Source organism: Bacteroides mediterraneensis (genome assembly GCF_025993685.1).
Lineage (GTDB): Bacteria > Bacteroidota > Bacteroidia > Bacteroidales > Bacteroidaceae > Phocaeicola > Phocaeicola mediterraneensis_A.
The window spans coordinates 1284068-1300171 of record NZ_DAJPEN010000001.1 but is presented as its reverse complement, the minus strand read 5'-3'; the positions used below and the strand labels follow the sequence as shown (position 1 = coordinate 1300171).

The window sequence follows — 16104 nt, the reverse complement described above, 5'->3', positions numbered from 1 at the left end:
TTCTCTTGATTCATATTTTAGGAAAACCCGAAATACAGAAGTGAGCTTCTTTTAATCTTATAATTCTTTTATCTTTCCTATTGGAATCGACCAACCGGATAAAAGAATCCCGATTTCCAAACTTTGCATACAATTCTGCACGCCATTCGTCGGGGGATTTTGAAAATAGCTTTTGAAAACGCAGCACATCCCAATACCTGATTTCTGTATCTATCTCTTTTTTTGCTTTATCCATTAACTTCCTGTCATCTAAAAAAAGAGCCAAGGCAAGTTTGAACTCAAAAATACGGTACAGATTAATCGGATTATGTTTCGGGATTAATGAAGAAGATAGTTGACCAAGCCATTTCCATACATCACTGGCTGCAACTTTATCTTTGAAGAATACCCCAAACTGCTTCCCGGCAAACTCAGAAGCACTTTGAAACAATCTGTCATGAGATGCATAATCTATAAAAAACTGGGCTCCATTCTTTCCCCAAAGCTCAGTGTGAAAAACGGGAATGTTTCTTTTCGGTATCGAATCCTCCCATAATGGCAAACATTCGAAGATAATACGATATTGTTTTGAAAAGATTTTATCAATCCTTAATCCCCACAAAACGATATCAGCCTTCATATATAAAGTAGAAGGTGTATAAGGAGATAAAATAGGAAATCTCTCTTGCCAGTCGTCAATTATTTCTTTTTTTACCATGATATTTAAAACCGCTATCGGAAATTGGACATTGGCATGTAAAGATACAAATTCCGGGGAATTTAAATAGGGAGAAACCGCAGATTCTATGCAAAAAAATTCTCCCTTTATCACACTATCTCATAATGGCAGACGCCGCCCCCGACTGCTCGCCGACCTCGTTCCCTCGTTTCACCTTCTTGCCGTATCCGAATGTATAAGTGACCGACAGATTCAGACGCTGATGAAAGTTGTTGCCCTCCACAAGCTGGGTTTCGGAATAGAGAGAAGTCGACAACAGATTCGTGGCACACAGCCAGTCCTTCCGGAGCAGGTTCATTCCGCTGACACGGATGTTCCAGTTGGAACGGCTCCATCCGGCCAGAACCTGATAGAAATCACGGTCCTTATAGATTACGCCCCGGTTACCCTGTACCGTAAGGCTTCGGGTCTGATAGGCTGCCTGAAAATAAAAATCACCCCAATAATAAGTGGCAGAGGCATTGCAGTAGAACGGGGACTGCGAAATGTCGAAAAGCCCCGTCATGCGATAGAAGGAGACCGAGGGAGAGGCCGCCAGTTGCAGCTTCCCGTTGAGCAGTCTGTAATTGAACGAAAGGCCTATCTGTGTCCGGTTGTATGCCCCATCCGTCTCAAACGTACGGAGCAGGGCCTTACCGTCCTGATAAGTCTGGTAAACAGGCACATACAGGTCATATTCGCCAAAGTACTGCATAAATGCCGAAGCAGAGAAGGCGCTCGTCGGTATCCAGTTGTAGGACAGGTTGAAGGTCACTTGTCGGGAAAGGCCGATGGTGGGATTTCCCGTATAGTACATCAGCTCGTTCTGCTGAAGGACGTTCGGCGTCTTTTCACTGGCCCCGGGATAGTTTGCCCCGAAATGGAAGAACGTACGGAACGAATATTTTTGTGAGGGAGAGAAACCTGCAGACAAGTTCAGCAGCGGATAGACTTCCGCCACAGACTGGTCGTTAATCTGGTTCTTTTCCCACTGCAGGGCGGCATCGGCCCGGACGTTCCATCGGGCATTCGAGAAATTATAGCCCAGCGCGGCACCGGCATAGGTGTCTGAAAAATCGTTATCGTAGGGCGATGTACCGGAATAGCTCACATCGTTGGAGGTCGAGCCGAACCATGCCCGCAAGAAGGCACTCTGCTTGTCGGCTATCTTCTTGAACAACGTGGCACTTCCCCGGAACTGCCAGACATCCTCCCTTGAAATGTTCGCAATGCGGGAACTGCCCGGCAATGAAGTCTGATAAAGATACGAATAATTCGTGTGACCATAATTCATGCCCGGCGATACGCTGAGATCAAAACCGCGGGGAAGGATGAAATAATAGTTACCCGACCAGACAAAATAACGGCTGGTGGACGGCTCGTTTTTATAGTAAGAATAATCGGTGCTCTGTCGGGGAACAAACGACAGTATGCCCTTCGTTTCCGACAGTGGAGTCTGGTCAAAATTGAAACCGACGGTATTGGCTATCTGCATTTTGTCGGTGTCGTAGATGGCCCGGAACGTGACCGGATACTGGTTGTACTTGAGGCGGGCACTCTCCAGTGTTTCGTTTCGGGTCATCCGATAGGCTTCTCCCGCTTCATTCTGCAGACTGTAGATTCCCGAAACGGAATTGCCCGAATGGCTGATATCGTGATTGGAAGCCCCCGCATATAAATCGTAGGTCATCCGTTTATGCACGAACTTGGAGTAGACCGAAGCCCGGCTTGAGAGTTTGCCTATCAGAAAGTTTTCATTCAAGGTCGCCTTGGTATAGCCTCCGTATTCGTATTGCTGTACAATGAAATTGACCACATGTTCCTTTCCCTGGAAACGCGGGTCGGCCGGAAAGTCGAGGTATTCCACCCGTCGCACATCGGAAGTGGATATTCCCTCCATTTCTTCTGCCGAAGCAGGAATATAGTTGATGTAGATGGCCACATTCTGTCCGCTAGGCGTGGTGACCGTATTGTCCATCAGGTTTATGTTGATTTGAGGGATGGCGAGCTGCTTCAGAAGGTCTATCGCATTTTGTGCGGAAGTTTTCTGGCGGGCTGTCGGAGTGAAAGTGGAAGAGGAAGCATCAGTACGGTGCATCCAGGCTTTCACCACCACTTCCTTCATCTCGATGGTAGACAGGCTGTCGAGTGTCTGGCTTACGCCTTTTATGGGGAGAATGCCTATCAGGCACATCATCACCCCCCAAAAGGCTTTCTGTGTTTTTTCTGTCATATCTGTGTGTAGTGTAACAATCTGCTTCTCAACAACAAAAATAAGAAAAATTGTTGTATGATAGTCACGCATCATACCACATTCTGAAAAAACTCTAATTTTACAATAAAAGGACAGGTATTGGAACACTTTTCCGTCTGTTTCTTTTATATTTGTCATTATACAATAAATAATTCTCACTCCGCACAAGATGGAAAATTTCAGACTTAAAAACAGATGGATGTATGGAGGCTACATCATCCTGTGGTGGGTCCTCGGAGGACTGATATTCTATTGCCTTCTGAACCTAATCACCCAATCCCCTAAAGAGGAAGCAGACTTCCTGTATCCTTATTCATCCTATATGCTGAGCGGAATTCTCATCAGCTGGATGCACAGCCGCACTTATTACGTCGTAGGGAAGGACATACTGCAGATACGTACTCCTTACGTCCTTCTGAAGACGCTGGTCTTACACGATATCGTACAAGCAGTGCATTATGACTCCACCCGGTTCAATGCGCGCCATGGGTGGTACAACGTATGCCTGACCCTCCAGAAAGGAAAGAAGGTCTATCTGTATGCGAAAGATGGGGAAAAACTCATCGCGCTTCTACCTTCACTTCCTGAATGTTCCGCAGCTCGTCACTGAAGTTGACGCCAATCCGGTAGACCGTGCGGCTGTCTTTGGTAAAAGGAGCGTCATAGCCTTTCTCCCGAATCTGTGCCAGCGCCTCGTCCGCACTGCCGTTCAGCTTGAATTCCATGACGTACACGTAGTCCTGCGTCTGGAGCACCAGGTCAATCCGCCCGCGGCTCGTGTGGTATTCCACCTGCACGTAGAAGCCCATCAGCTTGAAGATGATGTACAGAATGTTCTGGTAGTGCACCTCGCGGTCGCGCGCCAGCTCGTAGGGGATGTCGGCAAACATCGTCTTCAGGCGGTCGAAGAAATCGTCCACCTTGCCCGCTATCACTTCCTCCACGAAGCACTGAATCTCCCTGTGTTAAACAACTCGTAAATCAAGGCAGTTTTATCGACATATTCGTAACCGTTCCAAAATCACTTTCTCAAAGTTCTGCACTCCTACCGGATATAGCTCGCTCATAACCACTGGATTTTGATTCTACTGCCAATGTAGTAATTTTAGACGAACATTCAAACGAACGGAATACAGGGAATGGAAAAATCAGATGGACCATCACTTGTTTTCTGCAAGAACAATTTTTATCTTTGTATAAATCCATCACCTTAAATGACTATTCAACACACTTGAACAATGAACATACACGAAATTATAAACGACATTTTTAAGATTATCCTTAATATTATACTCTTCATGATGGCTGCCTTTACCATCGTGAATGTATTTACGAGCAATTACACACTTGGAAGTATCTGCTATCGGTTATTGATAGCCATTCTATGTATCGCTACAATTTTCAGCAAGAAATACAGATATATTGGGCTTACCCTCATTTTATTATTGATGTTCATTGCCTGTCTTGTCACAAAATAATAACCGCCATGGGAACATTAGGATGCATCCACGACATGATGCGGAGGGACAAGGAAAACAGGGAACTCCGTCAACGCAGCCGGGAGCGTATGAAAGAAACGCGCCGGCGAATGGGCGAATGCCGCCACACGGAAATTCCTCCGACACTTTCCGTGGAAAAACTGGAGAAGATAAAGAAACAGACACAGGAAAAAGAACAGGCCGACCGCAAACAGACCTTCAGAATCACCTTGTATGTGGGACTGATTGCCCTGCTCCTACTCCTGCTTTTAGGAATCTTTTTCCGATAAGCACCTGATTTTCAGCCCCTACGAAAATAAATATCCACGGGCATTAGGAATATTACAAAGAGGTTACTAAATTTGCGCCACAATTTGTGTAATCGCATGAAGTTAATTTTGATAACAACCCCTACCTATTTCGTAGAGGAGGACAAGATAATCACCACTCTGTTTGACGAGGGACTGGACATTCTCCATCTGCGTAAGCCCGACACAGCACCGGTTTATGCGGAACGTCTGCTCACCCTCATTCCCGAAAAATACCATAAACGTATCGTCGTACACGACCACTTCTACCTGAAGGAGGAATACAAGCTAAAGGGTATCCACCTGAGCCACCGCAACCCGATTGTCCCCGACAATTATTCGGGACACGTGAGCGCATCGTGCCATACCTTCGAGGAGGTCATCGCTGACAAGAAGATATGCGACTACGTATTCCTCAGTCCGATATTCGACAGTATCTCCAAGGAAGGATACCATGCGGGATTCACGTCCGAAGAAATCCGTGAGGCGGCTGCCAAAGGAATCATCGACAAGCGGGTGATTGCCCTGGGAGGTGTGGACGAGGACAATATCCTCCAGGTAAAAGACTTCGGCTTCGGAGGAGCTGCCATCCTGGGCGGACTCTGGAACAAATTCAACCCGGCTTCCGATTACAATTATCAGGAACTTATCGCTCATTTCAGGAAATTGAAACGGCTGGCCGACTGAGCCGCCGATGAATTTTCTGCCGGAAACGTTTGTCCGGCTTAAAGAAATGGCGTACTTTTGCAGAAAATAAGGCAATATTATCTATTTTACAATGAGCGCAAAATCACCTTTTAAGGTATTCTCCGGAACAAACTCGAGATACCTTGCAGAAAAAATCTGTAACAGCTTGGGCTGTGAACTTGGTAACATGAACATTACTCACTTCGCGGACGGCGAGTTTGCCGTTTCTTATGAAGAGTCCATCCGTGGACAGCATGTATTCCTGGTACAGTCCACTTTCCCCAACTCTGACAACCTGATGGAACTCCTGCTGATGATTGACGCTGCCAAGCGTGCATCTGCCAAGAGCATCATTGCCGTCGTTCCTTACTTCGGATGGGCTCGTCAGGACCGCAAGGACAAACCGCGTGTATCTATCGGTGCGAAACTGGTAGCCGACTTGCTGAGCGTGGCAGGTATCGACCGTCTGATTACCATGGACTTGCACGCCGACCAGATTCAGGGTTTCTTCGACATTCCGGTAGACCACTTGTATGCATCTACTATTTTTGCTCCTTATATCCAGTCGCTGAACCTGGAAAACCTGGTTATCGCTACGCCCGACGTAGGTGGTTCAAAGCGTGCCAGCACTTACGCAAAATACCTGGATGTGCCTTTGGTATTGTGCCACAAGACACGTGAAAAAGCCAACGTGGTAGCTTCCATGCAGATTATCGGTGACGTGAAAGACAAGAACGTCATCCTGATTGACGACATGGTGGATACAGCCGGTACCATCACCAAAGCTGCCGACATCATGAAGGAAGCAGGTGCCCGCTCGGTACGTGCCATCGCTTCTCACTGTGTCATGTCGGGTCCGGCTTCTGAACGTGTACAGAACTCTCAGCTGGAAGAAATGGTATTCACTGACAGTATTCCTTACTCTCTGCGTTGCGCAAAGGTAAAACAGCTGTCCATCGCCGACATGTTTGCTGAAACCATCCGCCGCGTGATGTCGAACGAATCTATCAGCTCACAGTACCTGATTTAAAAATATAACCGGACACTCTGCACAAGAGATGGTCTGATACGATAAAGGATTTGCAGCCCGGTTTCCGCATCGGTCTGCAAATCCTTTTCCTTTGTCTTTACGCATCTTTTATCTTGATTTTTCTTTGCCCATGAAAATCCTCTGGCTCGACCTGAACAGTTCGTATGCGCATGCCTCCCTGGCGCTTCCGGCCCTGCATGCCCAAGTGATGCACGACCCTTCCCTGGAGTGGGGAGTGGTGTCGGCTACCATCAATGAAAACCCGGGAATGACGGCCGGGGAAGTGGTGCGCCATGTGCCCGATATCGTGGCGGCTACCTGCTGGCTCTTCAACCACGAGGTGCTCATGCACGTCATCAGCCGGGTGAAGGCCATGTTGCCGCGCTGCGTCGTGGCACTGGGCGGTCCGGAGTTTCTGGGGCCCAACGAGGACTTCCTGCGTACCAACCGCTTTGTCGACTGTGTGTTCCGGGGCGAGGGGGAAGAGACTTTTCCGCAGTGGCTCGCCCGCTGGCAACAGCCGGACGACTGGGATGCGGTCACGGGGCTTTGCTTTCTGGATGCGGAAGGCCATTACCACGACAACGGGCTGTCGCGCGTCAGGGCGTTCGACAAGCTGGTCAATCCCGAACAAAGCCCGTTCTTCAACTGGACCAAGCCGTTCGTGCAACTGGAGACTACCCGCGGCTGCTTCAACACCTGCGCATTCTGTGTGAGCGGAGGAGAGAAGCCGGTGCGCACGCTGTCCATCGAGGCCATCCGCGCCCGCGTCCGACTGATTCACGAAAAGGGTATCCGGAACATCCGGGTGCTCGACCGTACGTTCAACTACCAGAGCCACCGGGCCAAGGCCCTGTTCGACCTCTTCCGGGAGTTTCCCGACATGCGTTTCCACCTGGAAATCCATCCGGCCCTGCTTTCGGAGGAACTGAAACGGGAACTGGCTTCCATGCCCAAGGGACTGCTTCACCTGGAGGCGGGCATCCAAAGCCTGCACGAGGAAGTACTGACCGTCAGCCGACGGGCCGGGAAACTTTCCGATGCCTTGGAAGGACTGCGTTACCTCTGCTCACTGGACAACATGGAGACGCATGCCGACCTGATTGCGGGGCTGCCGCTCTATCACTTGTCGCAGATTTTCGACGACGTACGCACGCTGGCTGAATACCGTGCGGGAGAAATCCAGCTGGAATCGCTGAAGCTGCTGCCGGGCACGGAGATGCGGCGCCGGGCCAAGGAGCTGGGCATCTGCTACTCTACCCTGCCGCCCTACGAGGTGCTTCAGACCCGCGAAATCACTCCCGACGAGTTACAGACCGCCCGCCAGCTTTCGCGCCTGCTCGACGGATTCTACAACGCAACGGCCTGGCAGGAAGTCACCCGCCGCCTGATTGTGGAAGAACCCGACTTCCTGACGCGCTTCCTGAACCATCTGATTCAAATCGGGGTCATCGACCAGCCCATGGGACTGGAACGCCGGGGCATCCTGCTCTACCAGTTCTGCAAGACACACTATCCGCATTTCCTGACGGCCATGAGCCGGGCCTGGATTGAGGCCGGCATGTCGCTCAAGAAGGAACCGGCCGAACGGGTACGCACGAAGCACGTCACTCCGCCCGAAATGTGGACGGTCTGCACGGGCACTTACCGTGACGACCTCCGCCTGTGCAAGCTCCCCGCCCCCGAAGAAAGACGCTGCTACTGGTATGGCTTCGAGACCGAAAGCCAGCAACTCCGCCCGGTGTTTACAGCCGTGAGCGAGGAATAAAAACCACCTCTCGCCCCCATACGATACGCTTACCCGTGTCCGTAGCGTGCCGGAATACGGTTCATGAAAGACCACAGACCGGGTCAAGCCTTGGCAAGCGTAGCATACTCGCATCGGCAAAAAAAGACAGGAACCGTCTGTAAACTCCCTGAAAAGCACCCCGAGAGAGGGGGAAAATCGTCCCGGAACATTAGGAAAATTGGCGGGCAAATTATAACTTTGCCCGAATTTTCAACTAGACTATGTATATATTCCGATCGATTCACGAAATTATCAATACCATTGCGGCGGCCAGGGGACTGCTTACGGAAATGTTCGAGAAGCGAAAGACGCTCAGTTTCCGTTATTCCGACGCACTGGCACTGCTCAAGGACGATGAAAACCGGTTGAAACTGCTCATAGAGAAGGAAGTCATCCGCCAGAACGGAAACTTCGTGGAACTGGATGCCCGCTTTCTCGACTTCTTCGAACTGCTCCTCGAGGCGAACGAGGACATCAACACGGCCATCATCGACGAGAACATCGCTTATCTGCACGAACTGATGGACTACTACGAGAAGGAGCAGATTGTCTCGCGCAAGGAGAGTTATGTGCGCAACATCAAGATTACGTTCCAGAAGATTGCGCGTACCACTCTCCGCAACATCATGAACCTGCAGAGCAGCATCGACAATGCCTTCAAGCACGAACCGACTTACCAGATAAAGATTGCCAAGCTGGAGAACCTCGACAAGAAACGGATTCACATCCAGCAGCTGATTGACACCACCGAAAACCTCATCCTGCACGAGGAACGGCGGTTTTTCCAGCAGGCTACCGACGAGGAGCTGAACCGCATCCTGCTGGAACTGCGCAGTGAGCTCCAACTCTCGGCCCACAGCCTCATCCGGGCCCAGCAGGACATCATCAACTACCTGAACCAAATCAAGAGCCAGGTGATACTGGTAGAGAAAATCCGGAAGGTGAAGTACCTGCACGACCAGTTCGAGCTGCGGTCGCGAAGCAACCTCTCGGAGGTGCTCGACAAGGAACATTCCGTGCTGCTGGAGGGCACCGTGCCGTCTTCGTTCAAGCTGTCACTGCCCTATCTGAGTACCGACGAGGCACGCCCCGTCATCCTGAAGGTGCTGCACAACCTGCAATACCGCGAGATTATCCGCAGCCACGAGGCGGGGGCCTTCAGCGAAGAAGACATGGAATCGCCGGCCATGTACCAGGAGGTCATCGACCTGGAAGAGACCTTGGGCGACTATATCCAGGCACAGGCGCAGGCCCGCTGGAACGATGCCTCGGCTCCGGAAGAAGACCTCTTCCACTACCTGATGCACTACACCTTTGCCCGCGAGGTGGACGAGCAGGAACGCACCACCTTGTTCTGCCAGATGGTGTCGCTCTACGAAAACCGCCTCCGCATCAGCGACGAGTTCGGCCTGTACCACCAGTACGAGTATGCCAAGATTTACCCGGCGCACTCGTAACCCGCATTCATCCCTATACATTTGACTTATGGAACTGAACATACAAATACCTGACAATACCGCGGCCCTGTTCGACTGTCTCCAGAAGGGACAGTTCATCAGTTCGAACAGCTGCAACGAAGCCGTGCGCGACATGTACGACCAGATAGACGACCATTTCGAGGCCCTGTCGGTCTACTTCGCCCAAATCGGCTACACCCTGGAACGGGGCAACGAATACTTTTACTTCTCGCGGATGGAACCGCGTACCACGCTGGAACAGAAAATCATGCGTGCCTACTACTGGATTGACGTGCTCGACCTGTTCAAGACCTACGACGAGACCTTCGGCGCGGGCTTCCGCTTCCAGCCCGAACAGATTCTGGTGGAGGCCAACCTCAACGTGATGCTGCAAAACAAGCTCGACGGCCTGCGCAAGCATTTCTCCGACAAGGACGTGCGCAAGGACGTGCTCGACAACATGATTCGCCAGCTCACCAAGGAATCTTTCCTGGAACTGGAGAACGAGAAAACCAACACCTACAAGGTGATGAGCTCCTGGCACTACCTGGAACGCCTGATTGAAAGTATCCAAATTTACGACGACACTGAAATGGAAGACAATGAGAAACCTGAATAGAATCATCTTTATCAACAGCGCCAACATTCCCTACGCCGACGACATCTACCTGGACGGGAATGTGCATTTCATCGGTACGCAGGGAGTGGGAAAAAGTACCGTCCTGCGCGCCATCCTGTTTTTCTACAACGCCGACACCCAGAAGTTAGGCATCCCCGTGGAGAAGCAGAGCTACACGGAGTATTATTTTCCCTACTCCAACTCCTACATCATCTACGAGGTGGCCACCGAGCAAGGCCCGTTCTGCATCCTGAGCTTCAAGTCGATGGGCCGCGTGTGCTACCGTTTCATCGACTCGCCCTACCGCATGGAGTTCTTCGTCGACGAGCACCGCACGGCCTACAGCGGCAACGACCGCATCCGTGCCGCCCTCGACCAGTATGGCGTGGACTACTCGCGCATCATCTATACCTACGACGAATACCGTAACATTCTCTACGGCAACGGCGCGGGCCCCGAGATGAGCCGCTACTCGCTCATGGAGAGCAAGCAGTACCAGAACATCCCGCGCACCATCCAGAACGTGCTCCTCAACTCGAAACTCGACGCGGAATTCATCAAGAAAACCATCATCTCGTCCATCAACGAAGACGAGACGGCCATCGACCTGAACACCTACAAGGAGCACCTGAAGAACTTCGAGACCCGTCTGCGCGACATCGAGGAGTTCCAGAAGCGCGAAACGCAGAAACAGGCCAAGGAAATCACCTCCCTCTCGGCACAGGTAGCCCGCCAGCAGACGGCCCTCGTACAGGGTTGCCGCGAACTGGCCGCCACCTTCCGCCTCACCGAAAGCCAGTTGCCCAAGGCGGAGGAACGGAAGCACAAGGCCGAAAAGGAACGTGCCGCCCTCCTCAGCCGCCGTCAGGAACTGCAGGAACAGTCGCGCCAGCGCTGCGACAAGATGCAGGAGGCACTGGCCATCCTGAACAACGAACTGCAGAAGGCCCAGCAGAAAGAAAAAGAATATGCCCACCGGCAGATTGAGGAAATCAAGGAACGGGCGGCCCGCAAGGACGAATGGAAAAACAAGCAGCAGGGGTTGCAGGAAGAACAGCGCATCCTCACCTCGCACTATACGGAAATCTCCACCAAGTACAAGTCGCTCATCCAGAGCCTCGACGAGCAGTGGAACCGCATCCATGAGGCCAAAATCAAGCAGCTCGAGGGACTGAACAACACGTTCAACACCCGCATCGAGGAAGCCCGCCGACAGCACGAAGCGGCCACCGAAGCCCTCTATCAGGAGTACGAACAGCTTTCCCAGCAACTGCATCCGGAACGCAGCGGCAAGCAGAACGAACTGACCGCCCTCGACTACCAGATGCAGCTGTGCCGCAAGGAAACCTTCTTCGAAGCCGAGCAGGAGGAACTGAAACACCGCATCCAGTCGTACACGGGCCTGCACATGAGCAAGAAGAACCGCATCAACAACGCCCAGCTCGTCATCAAGGAACTCACCCTGAAGTGGGAAGAGGAATTGCAGAAGGGACTGAAGGAGAAAGACGAGGCCCTGATGCAGCTGCAGGCCGAGCACTTGCAGCTCCGCCCACGCATGGAGGAACTGGAGACCTTCCTGAAAAACAGCAAAAGCACCCTGCAAGGCTGGCTCAAGGAGCACAAGAAAGGATGGGAAGAGAACATCGGCAAACTGTGCGACGAGTCCATCCTCTGGCAGACCAACCTCTCGCCGAAGATAGTGGACGAGGGCACGTCGTTCTACGGCATCTCCATCTCCCTGCAGGACATCGAACGCCACATCCGCTCCATCGACGACTATCAGGCGGAACGCGACAAGGGCGTGAAGCGGCTGGCGGAAATCCAGGCCGAAACCCTCCGTCTGCAACAGGAAAAGGAGGCTTTGGAGGAACAGCTGAAGGCCAAGTACCAGCCCCGCATCAAAGAGCAGAAAGACGTGATTTCGGTGCAGGAATACGAGCTGGAGAAACTGGAACAGCAGTACCAGAAAGACATGCTCGACCTGGACGACTGGAAGAAGAAGGCGGAAGCCGAACGTGCCGCCAAGCTCCGGAAACTGGAGGAAGAAAAGCAGCGCATCGCCGCGGAACTGCAAGAGATTGACGGCAAGCTGAACAACCTGAACCGCGAGAAGAGCGAGAAGCTGAACCGGCTGAAGCAGGAATGGAACCGGGTGCAGCAGGACATCGCCCGGGAGAAGGAAACACAGGCGGGCAGCATCCGTCTGGAAGACCAGGAGGAACAGCAGCGCATCGCCACGGAAAAGGCGGAATACGAGCGCCAGATGAAGCAGGAACTCCACTCGCAGGGGGCCGACACCGAACGTCTGCAACAAATTGGCAGTCAGCTGCGGGACATCGACCGCGAACTGCAGTTCATCAAGGAGCACGCCACCCTCCTCATCGAGTACGAGAAAGACAAGCGCGACCTCATCGACCACATTCCGGAATGGAAACGTGAGCAGGAGGAACAGAAACGTCAGCTTGGTCAGGAAAAGGACAACCTGCGCCGGGAGACCTCGGGCTTGCAGGAACAGATTGACGCCCTGCACAAGGAACTGCAGCAGGCCGAGCAGGAAGTGACGCAGTTGCAGGCCAACCTGGAGGCATACGGCAAGATTCCGGCCTACGACTGGTACAAGCCGCATCAGGACATTTTCAATCCGGAACACCCCGTCACGGTGGAAATCCACACGCCGCGCACCTGTCTGGAACTGATTGACGAGCTGGGACGCACGGACAGCCAGTACATGACACTGCAGAACCGCCTGCGCAAGGAAGTGAACCTCTTCACCGGCCATTTCGACGAAGACAACACCTTCAAGTTCAAGACCAAGTTTACCGAGGACTGGGAGTACCTCCGCTTTGCCGAGGAGCTGCACGACTTCGTGGAAGAGAACAAAATCAGCGAGTTTGTCCGCCGCATCAACAACGAGCACTCCGACATCTTCAAGCGCATCAGCATGGACACCTCGATGCTGACGGCTTCGGAAGACGACATCCAGGACCTCATCGGCAAGGTGAACAAGGGATTCCAGACGTGCAACTTCGTGGGCGTCATCCAATGCATCGAGATGAAGGTGGAAGAGAGCAGCAACCGCGTGGTGAACAGCCTGCGTGCCATCCAGAAATACTACAACGAGCATGCCTACGACCTGGCGCCGGGCACCAACCTCTTCTCGTCGGAAAACGAGCAGCTGGTGAAGCAGGAAGCCATCGCCCTGCTCCGCGACTTCATCAAGGAGATTCACGCCTACCGCTACGACAGCATCCGCCTGTACGACTCGTTCGAGCTGCGTTTCCGCATCATCGAGAACAACAACGACACGGGCTTCGTGGAGAAACTCTCGAACGTGGGTTCGGAAGGAACGGACATTCTGGTGAAAGCCATGATCAACATCATGCTGCTGAACGTGTTCAAGGAGGGGGCTTCGCGCAAGTTCAAGGACTTCAAGCTGCACTGCATGATGGACGAAATCGGCAAGCTCCACCCGAACAACGTGAACGGTATCCTGAAGTTTGCCAATGACCGGAACATCATCCTCATCAACGGCTCGCCCACAGAACTGAACCGCGATGCCTACAAGCATGTGTACCTGCTCACCAAAGGGGCACAGAGCAAGACGCGCATCGCCCGGCTCATCTCCGACCAGAAGCTGTAAACGGCAATCTCCGTCAGAACTCAAAGCAGATTCAATAGCGGTATCCTCGGGGTATCGCTATTTTTTATGTCAGAAACGTCCCGGTATTTTCCAGCAAACGCCATTTTCATTTTTATGTTTCCGGTTCGGGAAACATAGGTTTCTCTATCGGGAACCGTACGTTTCGCGGGCGGGAAACCTACGTTTCTCATACGGAGAACGTAGAAAATCGGACGGCGTTTTTCGATAAATGCTTCCTCGGTTTGCACTATCTTTCCATAAAATAGGCCGCACCTCGGAAACGCAAGCTGGAAAACTTCATTTTCCGCTTGCCGCTTCACTCGGTTTGCACTATCTTTCCATAAAATAGGCCGCACCTCGGAAGCGCAAGCTGGAAAACTTCATTTTCCGCTTGCTGCTTCGCTCGGTTTGCACTATCTTTGAAAAAAAGTATTCATTATTCATGCTTAATTATTCATTCGCCCCATGAAGTACCCTATCGGAATACAGAGTTTTGACCAGATTATCGAAGACGGATACGTCTATATCGACAAGACTGACTTGGTCTATCAACTGACACATGAAGGAAAAATCTATTTTCTAAGCCGCCCGAGACGCTTCGGAAAAAGTCTGCTGGTGTCCACACTGGAGCACTACTTCCTTGGGCACAAGGAACTGTTCAAGGGACTGAAGATAGACCAGTTGGAAAAGGACTGGAATGTGTATCCCGTGTTTCATGTGGACTTCAACGGCTCCAACTTCACCCAGGCGGGCGTACTGGAAGAACGGCTGGAGGATTACGTGTCCGATTGGGAAACCCATTACGGACTGACTTCCGAAGCCGACCGGCTGGACGTGGGAGGACGGTTTATCAAGGTGCTCCGCGCGGCACACGAGCAGACCGGACGACGGGCCGTGGTACTGATTGATGAATACGACAAACCGATTCTGGACGTACTCGATGTGGACACCGGTCTGGAAGACCGACACCGCAACGTGCTGAAGGCCTTCTACTCCGTCTTCAAGGGAGCCGATGCACACCTGCAGTTCGTCCTGCTGACAGGAGTGACCAAGTTCTCGCAGGTGAGCGTGTTCAGCGGGTTCAACCAGCCGGACGACATCAGTATGGACATACATTACGAGACTCTCTGCGGAGTGACCCAGGAGGAGCTGGAACACTATTTTCCCCAGCCCATCACTGACATGGCCGTGGAATATGGCTGCACGCCGGAAGAGATGAAGCTACAACTGAAACTGCAATACGACGGGTATCATTTCAGTAAGCGAATGACGGATATGTACAATCCTTTCAGTCTGCTCAACGCCATGAAAAAAAATACCTTGGGCGATTACTGGTTCCGTTCCGGCACGCCCACCTACCTCATCCGGCTCCTCACCCATTTCAACGAGAACCTCAACGAGCTCACCGGAAAATACTACCGCCCGGAGGAGTTCATCGACTACAAGGCGGATGTGGAACAGCCCCTGCCCATGATTTTCCAGAGCGGATACCTCACCATCAAGGGATACAACATGCGCATGAACAAGTTCCTGCTCGACTTCCCCAACAACGAGGTAAAGAACGGCTTCCTGACCATGCTGGCCGCCTCCTACCTCAAGCCCAAACAGCGCGTGGAAGGATGGGTGGACGAGGTGGTGGAAACCTTGGAAGCGGGCGACACGAACACCCTGCGCACCCTCTTCACGTCTTTCCTGGCCAGCATCCCCTACACCATGCGACGCAAGGAGGACGAGACCGAACGCGAGCGCTATTTCCAGTACACCTTCTACCTGATTATGCGGATGGTCAGTGTCTATACGGTCTATGTGGAGAAGGCACAGAGTCAGGGACGGGTGGACTGCATCGTGGAGACACCGCAATATGTCTATATCTTCGAGTTCAAGCTGGACGGCACGGCAGAAGAGGCCCTGCAGCAGATAGAGGAAAAGGGCTATGCAAGGGAATATGCCTCCGACTCACGCACGCTTTACAGGATAGGTGCCAGCTTCTCTTCCGAAACAGGAACTATCGGTGACTGGAAATGTATATAAACTTATTTGCTCCTTCGCTCGGTTTGCACTATCTTTCCAGAATATAGGCTGCACCTCGGAAGCGCAAGCTGGAAAACTTTGTTTTCCGCTTGCCGCTTCGCTCGGTTTGCACTA

The 16104-nt window shown here is 52.1% G+C and carries 11 protein-coding genes and 1 pseudogene; 9 read left to right on the top strand and 3 right to left on the bottom strand.

The annotated features are described in order from the left end of the window. Positions 1-10: 10 nt before the first annotated feature. Together OIM59_RS05145 and OIM59_RS05140 are read right to left on the bottom strand one after the other, a co-directional pair. The gene (locus tag OIM59_RS05145; protein ID WP_303895503.1) at positions 11-697 is read right to left on the bottom strand and encodes a hypothetical protein; all 687 of its coding nucleotides are present in this window, start codon (positions 695-697) and stop codon (positions 11-13) included. 115 nt (positions 698-812) lie between these two features. Continuing rightward, complete coding sequence (locus OIM59_RS05140; protein WP_303895501.1) at positions 813-2930, bottom strand: hypothetical protein; 2118 nt, start codon at positions 2928-2930, stop codon at positions 813-815. A gap of 190 nt (positions 2931-3120) precedes the next feature. Between OIM59_RS05140 and OIM59_RS05135 the strand changes: the two genes are divergently transcribed. Further along, positions 3121-3561, top strand: a complete 441-nt coding sequence (locus OIM59_RS05135) for a hypothetical protein (protein WP_303895499.1) — start codon at positions 3121-3123, stop codon at positions 3559-3561. On the opposite strand, the pseudogene OIM59_RS05130 reads toward OIM59_RS05135, so the two are convergent. Continuing rightward, a pseudogene (locus OIM59_RS05130) lies at positions 3512-3910 on the bottom strand (PD-(D/E)XK nuclease domain-containing protein); the annotation flags it as partial. The gene OIM59_RS05135 and the pseudogene OIM59_RS05130 sit on opposite strands and share 50 nt — an antisense overlap. Before the next feature lie 527 nt (positions 3911-4437). Here OIM59_RS05130 and OIM59_RS05125 point away from each other — a divergent pair. The 8 genes from OIM59_RS05125 to OIM59_RS05090 all read left to right on the top strand — a co-directional run bounded on the left by OIM59_RS05125 (position 4438) and on the right by OIM59_RS05090 (position 15990). Beyond that, positions 4438-4719, top strand: coding sequence for a hypothetical protein (locus OIM59_RS05125; protein ID WP_299169429.1), 282 nt, complete (start codon positions 4438-4440; stop codon positions 4717-4719). Positions 4720-4815: 96 nt separating this feature from the next. Then, a complete protein-coding gene (locus OIM59_RS05120) occupies positions 4816-5424 on the top strand; it encodes a thiamine phosphate synthase (RefSeq protein WP_299169431.1) in 609 nt (202 codons plus the stop codon). 91 nt (positions 5425-5515) lie between these two features. Beyond that, a complete protein-coding gene (locus tag OIM59_RS05115) occupies positions 5516-6454 on the top strand; it encodes a ribose-phosphate pyrophosphokinase (protein ID WP_022353719.1) in 939 nt (312 codons plus the stop codon). A 130-nt stretch (positions 6455-6584) separates the two neighbouring features. Next, positions 6585-8222: a B12-binding domain-containing radical SAM protein gene (locus OIM59_RS05110; protein ID WP_303895495.1), complete on the top strand. Its 1638-nt coding sequence runs from the start codon at positions 6585-6587 to the stop codon at positions 8220-8222. Positions 8223-8464: 242 nt separating this feature from the next. Beyond that, positions 8465-9700: a hypothetical protein gene (locus OIM59_RS05105; protein ID WP_303895494.1), complete on the top strand. Its 1236-nt coding sequence runs from the start codon at positions 8465-8467 to the stop codon at positions 9698-9700. Between the two features lie 28 nt (positions 9701-9728). After that, positions 9729-10319, top strand: a complete 591-nt coding sequence (locus tag OIM59_RS05100) for a hypothetical protein (RefSeq protein ID WP_303895492.1) — start codon at positions 9729-9731, stop codon at positions 10317-10319. Next, on the top strand, positions 10303-13959 hold the full coding sequence (locus tag OIM59_RS05095; RefSeq protein WP_303895491.1) for an ATP-binding protein: 3657 nt from the start codon (positions 10303-10305) through the stop codon (positions 13957-13959). The genes OIM59_RS05100 and OIM59_RS05095 overlap by 17 nt, the downstream gene beginning before the upstream one ends. A 465-nt stretch (positions 13960-14424) precedes the next feature. After that, positions 14425-15990 carry an ATP-binding protein gene (locus OIM59_RS05090; RefSeq protein WP_303895489.1) on the top strand — a complete coding sequence of 522 codons (1566 nt, stop codon included), beginning with the start codon at positions 14425-14427 and terminating at the stop codon, positions 15988-15990. Positions 15991-16104 lie beyond the last annotated feature (114 nt).